Below are 13,346 nucleotides of genomic sequence, written 5' to 3'. Positions count from 1 at the left end.
GCGTTGTAATGTCTAAAGAATTAATTTTAAAATTAAAGCCATACTTAAGTGAGAAAATTTGGGGATGGGAAAAATGGGTGCTTGCGTGTCATGAAGAAGGAAATTGTACGGTTCAAGAGGGGATTTACGAAGGTCAAAAACTATCTGAAATATTAGGGTGTGGTAGTGATTTTCCTATACTAAATAAAATTATACGAGCAGAGGATACTTTATCAGTACAAGTACATCCAAATGATGAATATGCTAAAAGAGTTGAAAATGCTAATGGCAAGACAGAATGCTGGTATATATTAGAGGCAGAAGAAGGGGCTACTTTAGTATCGGGAATAAAGAAAGGCTTAAATAAAGAAAAACTAAGAAATATTATAAAAGAAGGAAAACTAGAAGACTATTTAGAACGAATTAAAATTAAAAGTGGAGATTTCATTTACATACCAGCGGGCACAGTACATGCTATAGAAGCTGGGGTAAAGCTTATTGAAGTACAGCAAAACAGTAATATTACATATAGACTTCATGATTGGGGACGTGGCCGCGAAATACATATAGAAAAGTCCTTGGATGTTATAGATTATGAAGGTGAAAATAAAGGTGGGAAAATAGATAACTTTAGTAAATTAGAGACTCCTTATTTTAATGTTGAAAAAATTATTGTCCACAATAATTATATGGACAAGGTTAATGAAGATTTTCATAGTTATACTGTAATATGTGGTGAAGGAATATTAAAAGCAAATAATGGGCAAATAGAGTTAAAGGAAGAAGAAACAATTTACATATCAAAAGGAATAGAGTACACCATTGAAGGTGATATGGAATTGATTAAAACAAGTATATAGTATTGATGAGCATTAATGCTAAGTGAGATGTAAAGGAGAGTTTATAAATGAAGAGGATGAAATTTTTAAAAAAAACAATACTTTTATTAACACTGATTTTCGTTGTTTTTGCAGGAGGATGCGCTACAAAGGATAAAGAGAAGGCTGATAGTACTCCTAAAGTAGAGCAGGAGGTAACACCGGCTCCAGTAGTTAAAAAACCAACAGAAAAAGGAGCTAATGATAAAAATCCAATAGTTACTATTCAAATGGAAGATGCCTCTATTATAAAAATAGAATTATATCCAGAAATTGCACCTAATACTGTTAGAAATTTTGTATCTTTAGTTCAGAGCAAATTTTATGATGGATTAATTTTTCATAGGGTAATTACAGACTTTATGATACAAGGTGGCGACCCAGAAGGAACAGGCACGGGCGGACCTGGTTATGAAATAAGTGGTGAGTTTAGTAATAATGGTTTTAAAAATGATTTATTACATGATAGAGGAGTTATCTCCATGGCTAGAAGTGCTGATTTAGATTCAGGTGGTTCACAATTTTTCATAATGGTGAAAAAAACTACTAGCTTAGATGGCGATTATGCTTCTTTTGGTAAGGTTACGCAGGGACTAGAAACGGTAGATAAAATAGTAGCTGTAGAAAAAGATGGTAGCGACAAACCTATAAAGGATCAAAAGATGAAAAAAGTTACTGTAGACACGTTTGGAGTAAAGTATGGTGAAGTAGAAAAGATGAAATAGAACAAGAGTGGGTATGTCTCAAAATGATCTTCCAATCATTTTGAGACATACCCTTCTGTTTATAACCTATATTAACATGTATTATTTTCTACTGAAGTAAGTTGCAATACGAAGTGAAGAAACATTAGAATTCCTTAATAAAATTTCACGTTTGGAACTCATATTGCAACTATCTCAGGAGAATATTTATGTTATGGCGTACATTTAAGAGTTTGATTATCAAATACTCTTACAAACTTAATTGAATATATATCGCACATTAGCATATCATTTGTACCAGTTTCTTTAAGGACAACATAACTAATTCCTACTTCTTGTAAAATGCCTTCGCGATCAATCCACATACCAGTACCAATTAAAAATTCTATTTTAATATATTTACCTATACGACCTTGTAACCAACCTTGAGTATAGAGCGGATTGTTTACTATGGGTGATCCAGGTGCGAGTACATAATCTTGGCTTCCGGTAGTTGTTCCAGCGGTACTAGTGGTTGAGCCGGACATAGGCGTTTGTCTTGTATCATCGTACATACCGAATTTTGGCATAGGCGTGGTTGAGGATTGATTGAAATTATTAGGTGGTGATATAAACATAAAAAGCCTCCCTTAAAAATTATATTAAATGATTTAAAGTATTTAGTTAAGTTGTAAAATATTTTGCTGTGGGATTGTAAAAACAATGCCTTGTTACTTCCACTTGAAAAGTACCGCTACCATTGAAAGGAAATTCAAATGGACATCCAGGAAGGAATGGATTAAAATACCATAGAGATTCGCCGGTTGTATATAACCTATTGCCAGCTAATGCCCAGTCAGCAATATCATAATGTATTTGCTCTGGTGGACTGGCATAAATTGTTTGTGGGTTGGGTAGACCACCAAGAGCTGAAGCTACACAATCAAATTGCCCTACCTGAAATATTACCTTTCTTAAATCACCTTCACCGGTCCTAAGATATTCACCAGCAGCTACGTTAACCCTATTCATAATTACAGAGGCAACTGCCTTCATTCCGTTTTCACCTTCCCCACCAGCTTCGCATTTAATTATTCTAGCTAATAATTCTCTAGCACTGTAGGCCATCATTAGTCATCTCCTCAATTTGCTTTACAGTATTAATATATTCAGGATAATAATAATGGTACTTAAAATATAAAAATAAAATTGTAATATCCTTCATAATATTAATATAAATTACTGGTAAATCCATTGAAAGTTTGTTACAATTAGCTTGTATACGCAGTTTTATTTGTTGAGAAATTATTTTGGAGTTAAACAAGAGCAGCAAAAATATTTTACTCGTAAATATATAGTATATTTAATATTACATATCTAATATATGTATATATTGTTATTTTAGAATGTATGACAATAAATGAAATTAATCCTTTAATTGGATATAGATAGATAAAAATATAAATTGTAAACAAAGAGATGTAGATATTTATTTTAATAAATACGTTATGAAACATTTATACAAGAGGTGAATTATGCTAAAAAGTGGAGATATATTAAATGAAAAATATGAGGTAATTAAAATTTTAGGTAGGGGTGGAATGGGCACAGTTTATTTATGCGAAAACACAATACTTGGAAATTTTTGGGCAATAAAAGAAGTTATAAAAGAAAGAAAAAATATAGATGTTTTAGCAGAAGCGAATATTCTAAAAGGCTTAAGTCACCCGGGTATTCGTAGAATAGTAGATGTATTTTATGTTAGTAATAATGTGTACATGGTCCAAGACTATGTAGATGGGCAAACACTAAAAGAGTATGTTGAAACAAACGGTAGAATGAAAACAGAAAAAATTTGTAGGATTACATCAGATTTATGTGATATAGTAGGTTATTTGCATAATCAAAATCCTGCTATCATATATAGAGACATTAAACCATCTAATATAATGATAACTACTAGTGGTAAGATTGTTTTGATTGATTTTGGTATTTCTAAAATTTATAAAAGTGATTCGGTGAAAGATACAGTATGTGCATGTTCTAATGGCTATGCGGCTCCGGAGCAATATGGTTCAGGAAAATCATGTGTACAAACTGATATTTATGGCATTGGGATGTTAGTATATTTTTTGATTAAAGGCAGACCGCCATTTACCGGTATAGAACCTCTCTTGGATGAGAATTATGAGAATTATATCAATAGCAAATTTAAAAAAATAATACAGAAATGTGTTAAAATAGACATCAAGGATAGATATGTTTCTGTTAGTGTTTTAAAAAAACAAATTTCAGAAGTGTTAAAAAAAGATAAATACGAAAAAATAGTGGATATATGTAATTCTAATAAGGTCAAAGATGTCATTATAGAAAAAGAAAAATCTGTAATTTCAAGTGAAAGTAAATATAAAAAGACTGTTAAAGGATTTTCATGTTTTATAGTTGCGGTTTTAGCTTGTATTTATATTTTGCGTTGGAATAAAAAAGAAAGCATAGCAATCCATAATTTAGATGGCACTGAAATAGCGAGGCCCAAAGCTGTTTCCTATTTATAGTAAAAGCTGTTGGGAGTTTTTTTCTTTATTTAAATAAAGAGAGAGTTTTGTGTTTTGTAATTATGTAATTATAGAAAAATTGAATAATAATTAATAAAACAGATTAAGTGGGACTATTATAAGAGTTAATTCAGACTAAAGCTTTATAATGGACATAATTGGAAAATTTATTTGTTAGGATTTGTCCTAATATAGTGATATAATATTGTAGTAAATAATATTATGGTAATTCATGATGATTTTACAATATTTGATGTGGGGGGAAGGACAATGAGAAAAAGAATATTACCTTTACTTATAGCTATTGGATTAGTTATGTCGGTAAGTAGACCAATTTTTGCAGAAACACTTACGCAAAAGCTGGATAATCAAAAGAAACAACTTCACCAGCAACAAGCTTCATATAATATTATACAGAAGAATTCTGAAAAATTGTCGATATCTATTGAAATGTTAGATTCTGATATTGAAAATATGTACTATAGTATTGATAATGCAAAAAAAGAGATAATTAGTACTCAAAAAAAGATAGATCAAACTACCAAAGACATAGTGGTTGCTCAGAACAAAATAAAGGGTGAGGAATCCTTATTTAATGAAAGAATGAGAGCAATGTATATGAACGGTGCAGACAGCTATGTAGAAATATTACTCAATTCAAAAGGAGTAGAAGACCTTATATCTAGAGTAGAAAATGTTAAAAGTATTGTAGAATACGATAACAAAATTATTAAGGAATTAAATGAAAAGAAAAAAGATATTGAGGATAGAAAAAAATTACTAAATGATAGTAAAACTAAAGTTTTGGCATTAAAAACTGATAATGAAAGTAAGCTGGACAAGCTTAGTGCTAAGAAAAATGAACAACATATTCTAATTGTAGAAGCTAATAAACAACAAGAATTGCATAAAAATGAAATAGCACAAACTCAAGCATTATTAGGAAGTACTACAAATGAGATAAATAATGAAGCAGAACAAGATAAAAAAGAAGCAGAACAAGAAAAAGTGGCGGCAGAACAAAATAGCAAAAATGATTTGGCTATAGCTACTAATAGAACTCAACAAGTTACTGCATCAAGAGGTAATTTAAGTAATAATGTGAAAAGTGAAGCACCGGCTAAATCAGAACCACAAGTAAGCCAACCAAAAGCTTCTTCATCAGCTAGTTCAAATGAATTAATAGCGTATGCCAAAACATTCCTGGGAACACCGTATCAGTGGGCTGCAAATGGACCTAATACATTTGATTGTTCAGGTTTTACAAAATACGTGTTTGCACATTTTGGTGTAAGTATGGGCAGGACCACTTATGTACAAATAACTCAGGGACAATATGTATCAAGACAGAATTTGCAACCAGGGGACTTAGTTTTCTTTGGGACAGGAACTCCACATCACGTTGGTATTTATGTAGGGAATAATGCATACATACATGCCCCAAAAACAGGGGATGTAGTTAAAATATCACAATTAACAAGAAGTGATTATATGTCAGCTAGAAGATTTAGATAATAAAGTAATTATTGTAAGTTATATAGTAATTGTATTGTAACGGTGATTTGCATAATAATTCCTTAAATACTGTGTTTGATTTAAACACAGTATTTAAGGAATTATTTTTTTCTGTAATTAGCAAGAAGTAAGTCTACCATTTCACCATAGCTTTTTGTCCCAGATTTTTGATTTTGAGATTTAAGATAGGTATCATTAATTTTATTTTCGATTTTGTCCACAGGACCTGAGTATTTTTGCCAAAAGGCTTTATTATAGTTCAAGTCATTAATTACGCCGGTGCTACAAGTTAAAATCAAATCTTTGTACTTTTGTATATTACTTTTACGTAATGCGCTCAACGAATAAGATAATGCAGAAAGTGTTCCGGAATATTGATAGTTAACATCTGGATGATTTATGCATGCTACATATGCAAGATAATTAGCTTCATCCTCCTTGGCAAACCCAATTTGATGTGCCATTTCATGTGTAATTGTAAATGGAAGGAATGAGTCTGGTTCTGACATATTGATGTTTGCTTCGTTAGTATATGGAAAATAAAAACCTGTAATTCCTGTATAGCACATCGGAGTGGATAGTAATATAGCTTTAGGATTTCCGTAGTTGCCATTTAATTTGCTGAATTGCAGCGCAGCTTTATCATATCCTAAGTGAGCAGTCTTTAGTAGATATTTCTTATTATAGGGTAGCTCCATTATCCCATACTTATTTTGATTTATATTTTTTCTTTTGATGTTTGAGGTATTTACAAGGCTTTTGCAAAGCGAAACAAGCTCAGTGGTTGAAGACTCGCGTACATTCAAATCAAGTATTTTATCTAGTGTAAGTCTCTGATAATTAAATCCCCATAGTAGCTGAAATGAAAAATATATTAATCCTGATGTAGCGAGTATATTCAAGATAAAGTTTTTTATGGTTTTTAATCTTTTATTTTTGCATTTGTACAATTCGAAAAGCGTTTTTAAAATATATAATAATATTAGTAATACAAAAAACACTACAATAAGTTCTGCAAGAGAGAAAGGTAAGAAACCGGTGAACGCACTTAGAATAGTAGCAATTATTTTATAAATAAAAGAGGAATAAAAATTTTCTGTAAATGATGAAAAATTTTTAGAGAGTTGTGTAAGTGTAATACCTAAAGGTATTAGTAAAATTAATAGCAATTGCTTATTAGATAAGAATTTCTTCAAAACAAACACCTTCTTTATTTATATTCTATATAAAATCCTATTTTAATCTGTAAAAACTCCAAGTAGAATACTTGGAGTTTTTATATTATTTAGTTTCTCGTAGCAAGTCTCTAATTTCAATTAACAATTTTTCTTCATTTGAGATTTTAGCGTTAATTGAATCTTCGAGTACAATAACTTTTTCAACTTCTTTCTTTTTAACAGATTGTATAGCTTTTATAAATATAAAGAGAGAAAATGCAATAATTAAAAAGTCGATTATGGCTTGAATAAATAGACCATATTTAATTGATATAGTTGCTCCGCTAGATATGTATGAAGGTATATTAAAGCTTAAATTCGATACATCAACTCCACCTACCAATATACCAATTATTGGTGTTAGAATGTCCTTTACTAAAGATGTTGTTATTTTAGAAAAGGCTGCACCTATAACAACAGCTATTGCTAAATCAAAAATACTTCCTTTAAGAGCAAACGCTTTAAAGTCTTTAAACATAAAGTACACATCCTTTCAAAATATGTTTTAGTAATTTACAGTTGCATTTTTAAAAGTATTTATATTATAACATAGTTTGCCTATAAAGAATAAGTTAATGCTATTATACGTAATCAGTAAAGTACCCAGTAAATTATCAATTAAATATAATATAAAGTATAAAAATGCTATCAAGTTGTATACTATTTCGTATAGGAGGTGTTTAGAATGGAAGTTGCAATTATGGGAGCCGGAATATCAGGTCTTACTTGTGCTATAACATTAGAAAAGAATGGAATAACGCCAACCATTTTTGAAAAAAGGAATATGGTGGGAGATAGATTTGTTAATGCTGAGGCAATGTTTAGTATTCTTAATCGACCTAATAAGGAGTCATTACCTTACATAGCAGAGAAATTTAATATAAATTTAAATCCTATAGATAAAATTGAAAAGTTATTTATACATTCTAAAAATGAGATAGGTACTATTAGCGGTAAAATAGGATACTCAAATGTAAGAGGTAGGCATAAGAATTCTTTTGAAAGCCAATTAGAGAAACAAGTAAAATCTTGCATTAATTTTAACTCAACTTATGAATATGAACAATTATGTAAAGATTTTGAGTATGTAGTATTAGCTACAGGAGAGGGAGAGTATGCATGTCACCTAGGCAATTATAGGTCTGATCTTACTTGCACTATGAAAGGAGCAATTGTTAAAGGGAAATTCATAACAAGTAATCCTCATGTATGGTTTAATTATGGAATACTTCCTAAAGGAGTAACTTGGTTAATACCATTTTCTGAGACAGAGGCAAATTTAGTTATTGGTTATCCTGATTATCCTGATAATATAAAATTAGATATAAATGATTTGTGGCGAAAATTGTATAGTTTAGTATGTAAGAATTTAGATCAAAATTTAAAGGTAATTGATGAGTTTGAAATTACAAGATACATGATGGGAATATGTGATAAACCTAAAATTGATAATACATATTTCATTGGTAATTGTTTTGGAACTGTTTCTCCAGCTTTTGGTTTTGGACAATATACATCAATTTTAACAGGGATATATTCGGCATATGATATTTGTGGATTAGGAACTTATGATGAGCTTGCTAAACCTCTATTTGAAAATTACAATCATTCTCTCCAGTTTAGAAGATTTTTAGAAAATTTAACAGATGATCAAATAGATTTTCAAGTAAAAAGTTTAGATAATAAAATCATAAATAAATTAATTGATAATGTATGTAGTAATAGCAGTATTGATATACTTCAATTAGGAACACCATTTATGAGATTATGGAATAATTATAAGGGTACTAATAGTTAAAAATAATTTTATTTGAATTTAAGTTAAAAAATCTTAAAAACTATCACTTTGAAATTAAAAAAGGAATATACTATCTATAATATATTCCTTTTTTGTATCTACATCTCCTCGTAGATTTTTGATTTTCTATTCTTAAGTTCCGCCATAATAAAAATAGATAAAGGTATTATAACTTCAAAAACAAAAGAATAATACGGGTATATATTAAAAGCCCAAAATGACATTTCCATTGTGCTTCTATAAATAATAAAGGAGAAGCTTAACATCAAAAGAGCTACAGGTGTTGCAATAAATTTATAATCATCAAATTCAAAAATTTTCGAAATACCGTTGCAAACTGCAAAAGTACATATTGATACTTTAACAAAAACACAAATTAGAAATGCAACAACTACTAAAACTTCAAGTCTTTGAATCGTGGGACCTATGTGAATAAGGCTTACTACCATTGAAGTAGGAAAATATATTCTAGATAGGGTTTCAGGTCCTAATACTAAAATATTTCTAAATGTAGCCAAAAATATAATCCCTCCACCCATTAATAATCCTAATATAAATGTTTTCTTATAATTTTTGATTTTAGATATATTTGAAAATACCATAGTGAAAATTACGGTCTCACCAAATGGAAAACAAAAACTTGAAAAAGCACCTCTTATAAGGGGATGTAGGCCATTGTTTAGTATGGGTTTTAATCTAGTTATATCTGAGACTGGTATTAAAAAAATAGTTACAGATACAGATATTAAGAACACAATCCAAATGAAAAACTCTGACCACCTTCCCAAAACTTCAATACCCGCTTTTATACACCATATAATTAGAAAAGTTAAAAATAACATAGGTAGTATCACTGGTGTATCTGCGAATACTAAGATATTAGTGAATTCTGATAGGTTTCTAATAACTAAGGTTCCAAGATGAAACGAAAACCATATCATTAATAGACTTATAATTTTACCAAAAGATTTTCCCATAACAATTTGGATTATATCAAATAGATCTTTTCCAGGGTATAAAGATAAAATTCTAGAAAACATAAGTAATAATATAATAGAGCATGAGATTGCAATAATTACTGAAATCCAAGCATCTTGTTTTGCCTCACCCCCAGATCCTATTAAAAAAGTGCTCCCAATTATGAAAAGTATTATAAGTACAATGCCTTGTCTCTCAGAGATAATTTCATTTCTCATGTAAGCCTCCTACACCATGTGCTAAATTGTTAAATAGTAAAAAATTAATTAGTTTCTCCAAATATTGAAACAACAATGTTCTTTATTGGAGTTGATGGACTTGGTAGATGTACCCCTAAAGATAGCAAAATGCTAATTATCATTGAAAAAGTAATTAGAGTAAAATAAAACGTTATTTTACCAAGTTTTTTATCTTTTAAAAGTACATTACCCTCAAATAACATAATTATGATATATGAAATTATTACAAGAAAAAACATTAATAAATTCTCCTTTGTTATTTGCCTATAATGATAGGTTTCATTGTTTTATTACTAGCTTTTATTTGGACATGTACGTTAATTTTAGTTTTAATCTCAGTGAAAATATGTTTTTTATTTTTCATATAACTTTCATTTGCTTTAGGTTCCTCTTCGTTGAAAATTTCTCCAAAACCTAAAACATCGCTGTCATAAACTTTTTGCAATTTACTAATTAGAGTCTGCATCTCAGAGGTGATTTTTTTTCGGTTTCACTCTGAAGTATCTTCAAGTTTTCGTCTTTCATAAAATCTTTAGTACCTTGGATTTCATGAATACTTACAATTGGGTATACATCTACTATCATGGATACTGATTTATCGTTAAAAAGGGGGGTTAATTTAGTTCTAGAATCATTTATTTCTAAGGTAACATTGTTGCCTGAACCTGAGACATTTATTAGCGAAATTAATCCTTGTTTTATTTTATTTTTAATCATAAGCATATAAAGTGTTTCGTTTCCATTTAAGTATCCTACGAGCTTATCGGAATTGAAAATAGCCGATCCTTCTACAAGGGGCGAAATAGTGCCATTATTAAGCTTGTTTTTAACGGTAGCTACAGCTTCAGACTTTCCGGTGGATGATAATCCATCTACAAATGACCATATCATTGAATTGTTAAATTTAGAAAGTAATTTCCATGAATTCATTGTTTCATCAAGATGAAAGGATGTTACTTCATTAAGTTTAACTTTATTTTTTAAAATTTCTGCAGCACTATTCCCCTTTGATATTAATAGCCATATATCTGGTCTAACAAAGTTGGATCTATTAGTCCAATCAACTGCAGAAATTATACCTTCTCGTGCTAAGGACTCACTTATTATTACAACCTTAGCATCACTCCAAAAAAGCCTTAAACCAGTCTTTTCTATAATATACCTCACTGCACTAAATACTGTGTCACCTTCTGAGCTAAAAAGCTGCGAACTAATTATTGAGGAGACACCTTGGGCTTGCGTAGTTATAATTTCTGTTGTGATTATATATTTATTACTTAACACATCTTTATCTATTGCTACACCTGCTACTATTGCCAATGTATCTATTTCTCTGTAATTCCAACAGCCGCATAATATAATAGGACACAAAAATATAATAAAAATTATGCTCATTATTTTTATTTTCATATGAATCCCTCTTTCATCTTTTTTTCATACGTCTTTTATTTTTTGTGTATAGTTTAGGTCTTAAATACATATTCCACCATGGAGCTCTAATTATCGTATCTTTTACATCTTCAGTTGAGAAAGAAGGGACGTTACTCATATAAGGTATACCAAAGGAACGTATAGACATCATATGGAGTACTATACCCATTACACCAAAAATGTAACCATATAAACCAATAAAGGAGGATAATAACAAGAAAATTATACGTATCTCGACTATTCCCAAAACTTGAGGTAACATAAGACTTGCAATTCCAGTTATAGCAGTAATTATTACTACAGGAGCACTCACAAGTCGTGCGTTAACAGCAGCATCACCAAGAACTAACGTGCCTACGATAGTAATTGCCCCACCGATATATTTAGGCATTCTAAGTCCTGCTTCTTTAAGTATCTCAAAGGTTATCATCATAATCATAGTTTCTACAATTGAAGGGAAGGGCACCCCTTTTCTCGCAGAATAGATACTTATAAGCAGTGAAGTTGGAATAAGTTCTTGATGGAAGGAGACAAGTGCCACATATATGGCTGAAACACTAGTCCCAATAAAAAAGCATAACCATCGTAGTAATCTGACAAATGATGAAAATATAAAATTGTCATAATAATCTTCGTTACTCTGAAATACCTCAATAAAGATAGTGGGAAGAGTCAAAACTACAGGACTTCCATCGCAGATAACAGCAAACCTTCCTTCAAGAAGTTTACCCGCTACCACATCGGGCCTTTCTGTATTAATAATAGTCCTAAAGGGTGAATATTGGGCATCTTTAATAAGTTCTTCTATATAACCAGAATCTAGAATGCCATCAATATCAATTTTATTAAGGCGTTTAATTAGCTCTTCATGAATAGTTTCTTCTGCTATCCCATCAATATAACACACACATATTTGAGTTTTAGTTTGTTTTCCAATTCTCATGAATTCAAATTTTAATTTTGGGTTAATAATTCGCCGCCTAAGAAGTGTGAGGTTTAAATTCATTGATTCTGTGAAGCCTTCTCGAGGTCCCCTAACTATAGTTTCTGATTGAGGTTCTGAAATTGCTCTTGTCTCCCAGCCTATAGTATTAATAGAAAGTACTTCAATAAAACCATCTATAATAAGCATGGTTTTTCCGTATATAATTCCATTGATAATATCATCAACAAGAGACGTTTGTTTGTTGTCTCCGGTTAAAAGTACCTTTTTCATTAAAATATTCATAAGTTCATTATTATTAATATTAGATATATCGCATAATAAAATTGGCTTAATAACATTCTCATTAAGTGTATGCTTATTTACCATTCCGTCAATATAGATAATCGTACACTTAGTGCTAGTAGGTTTTCCAAGTAATAGTTCTCTATATACGACTGTTGTATCATTATTAAAAATATTTTTTATCATTTTTATATTTTCATCTAATGATTTAGTTAGTTTTATATTTGAAAAGTTATTTGTATTCATAAATTAAACATCCTCTGTATTATATTAATTAGCCTTATGTAGATATTTTATCCAAATTATTGATATTTTAATCACATGTCTTATAGCATCTAACATAGTTGAAATATTATATTGTTTTTTACCGATTAATATGGTAGTATAAATGTATATTGACTGCTGATTTAGTAGTTATAATAGAGACTAAACTAGATAACAACATATCCTCTTTTTAGAATATAATTGTTAATCGATTCTTAGATCTTAGTATTTGAAAAAGGAGGAATGTTTAAAATGGCAGATAAAACTTTAGTTTGTAAAGACTGTGGTAAAGATTTCGTGTTCACTGAAGGCGAACAAGAATTCTACAAAGAAAAAGGATTCGACAACGAACCTCAAAGATGTGTTGATTGCAGAAGAGCAAGAAAACAACAGAACGACAGAGGATTCAGAGGATAATTAAAAAGCATTATAAACCCTATAGGATTAATCCTATAGGGTTTATTTTTTTAGTGCGCCCAGCATGGGCGCAATCTAATGGGTGAAAGTCCCTAGCACGGGTTAATAGTGCCAAGTGCATAGCTTAAGACAAGGGTGTCCATGGTGACGTGGAATCTGAAGGA

General features: G+C 30.3%; 13 protein-coding genes and 1 pseudogene. 6 read left to right on the top strand and 8 right to left on the bottom strand.

The window, feature by feature from the left end; translation table 11 throughout:
- The first annotated feature begins 8 nt into the window (after positions 1-8).
- Both KPL55_RS20815 and KPL55_RS20810 read left to right on the top strand, forming a co-directional pair.
- A complete protein-coding gene (locus tag KPL55_RS20815) occupies positions 9-839 on the top strand; it encodes a type I phosphomannose isomerase catalytic subunit (RefSeq protein WP_216308677.1) in 831 nt (276 codons plus the stop codon).
- Between the two features lie 47 nt (positions 840-886).
- Positions 887-1,582 (top strand): peptidylprolyl isomerase, encoded by a 696-nt coding sequence (locus tag KPL55_RS20810; protein ID WP_376770484.1) that lies wholly within the window; start codon positions 887-889, stop codon positions 1,580-1,582.
- A gap of 191 nt (positions 1,583-1,773) precedes the next feature.
- On the opposite strand, the gene KPL55_RS20805 is transcribed toward KPL55_RS20810, so the two are convergent.
- Positions 1,774-2,178, bottom strand: coding sequence for a hypothetical protein (locus tag KPL55_RS20805; RefSeq protein WP_216308676.1), 405 nt, complete (start codon positions 2,176-2,178; stop codon positions 1,774-1,776).
- A gap of 46 nt (positions 2,179-2,224) precedes the next feature.
- Positions 2,225-2,668: a cell wall hydrolase gene (locus KPL55_RS20800; RefSeq protein WP_216308699.1), complete on the bottom strand. Its 444-nt coding sequence runs from the start codon at positions 2,666-2,668 to the stop codon at positions 2,225-2,227.
- 407 nt (positions 2,669-3,075) lie between these two features.
- On the opposite strand from KPL55_RS20800, the gene KPL55_RS20795 reads away from it, so the two are divergent.
- Positions 3,076-4,095 (top strand): serine/threonine-protein kinase, encoded by a 1,020-nt coding sequence (locus KPL55_RS20795; RefSeq protein WP_216308675.1) that lies wholly within the window; start codon positions 3,076-3,078, stop codon positions 4,093-4,095.
- 270 nt (positions 4,096-4,365) lie between these two features.
- Positions 4,366-5,610, top strand: coding sequence for a C40 family peptidase (locus tag KPL55_RS20790; protein ID WP_216308674.1), 1,245 nt, complete (start codon positions 4,366-4,368; stop codon positions 5,608-5,610).
- Positions 5,611-5,711: 101 nt separating this feature from the next.
- On the opposite strand, the gene KPL55_RS20785 is transcribed toward KPL55_RS20790, so the two are convergent.
- Complete coding sequence (locus KPL55_RS20785; protein ID WP_216308673.1) at positions 5,712-6,806, bottom strand: DUF3810 domain-containing protein; 1,095 nt, start codon at positions 6,804-6,806, stop codon at positions 5,712-5,714.
- Between the two features lie 85 nt (positions 6,807-6,891).
- Complete coding sequence (mscL, locus tag KPL55_RS20780; RefSeq protein ID WP_216308672.1) at positions 6,892-7,305, bottom strand: large conductance mechanosensitive channel protein MscL; 414 nt, start codon at positions 7,303-7,305, stop codon at positions 6,892-6,894.
- Positions 7,306-7,512: 207 nt separating this feature from the next.
- On the opposite strand from mscL, the gene KPL55_RS20775 reads away from it, so the two are divergent.
- On the top strand, positions 7,513-8,625 hold the full coding sequence (locus tag KPL55_RS20775; protein WP_216308671.1) for an FAD-dependent oxidoreductase: 1,113 nt from the start codon (positions 7,513-7,515) through the stop codon (positions 8,623-8,625).
- Between the two features lie 98 nt (positions 8,626-8,723).
- Here KPL55_RS20775 and KPL55_RS20770 read toward each other — a convergent pair whose 3' ends face one another.
- From KPL55_RS20770 to KPL55_RS20750, 4 genes and pseudogenes are all read right to left on the bottom strand, one after another.
- Positions 8,724-9,821, bottom strand: a complete 1,098-nt coding sequence (locus KPL55_RS20770) for a GerAB/ArcD/ProY family transporter (RefSeq protein WP_216308670.1) — start codon at positions 9,819-9,821, stop codon at positions 8,724-8,726.
- A 44-nt stretch (positions 9,822-9,865) separates the two neighbouring features.
- On the bottom strand, positions 9,866-10,081 hold the full coding sequence (locus tag KPL55_RS20765) for a hypothetical protein (protein WP_216308669.1): 216 nt from the start codon (positions 10,079-10,081) through the stop codon (positions 9,866-9,868).
- Between the two features lie 17 nt (positions 10,082-10,098).
- A pseudogene (locus KPL55_RS20755) lies at positions 10,099-11,237 on the bottom strand (Ger(x)C family spore germination protein).
- A gap of 28 nt (positions 11,238-11,265) precedes the next feature.
- On the bottom strand, positions 11,266-12,747 hold the full coding sequence (locus tag KPL55_RS20750) for a spore germination protein (protein ID WP_216308666.1): 1,482 nt from the start codon (positions 12,745-12,747) through the stop codon (positions 11,266-11,268).
- Positions 12,748-13,017: 270 nt separating this feature from the next.
- Between KPL55_RS20750 and KPL55_RS20745 the strand changes: the two genes are divergently transcribed.
- Entirely contained in the window at positions 13,018-13,182 is a 165-nt protein-coding gene (locus KPL55_RS20745; RefSeq protein WP_216308698.1) for a zinc-ribbon domain-containing protein, read from the top strand.
- Positions 13,183-13,346: the final 164 nt, after the last annotated feature.

This window comes from Clostridium lacusfryxellense, assembly GCF_018861735.1.
Taxonomy (GTDB): Bacteria; Bacillota; Clostridia; order Clostridiales; family Clostridiaceae; genus Clostridium_AD; species Clostridium_AD lacusfryxellense.
The sequence above is the reverse complement of the archived record's forward strand: the minus strand, read 5'-3'. Positions and strand labels throughout refer to the sequence as shown.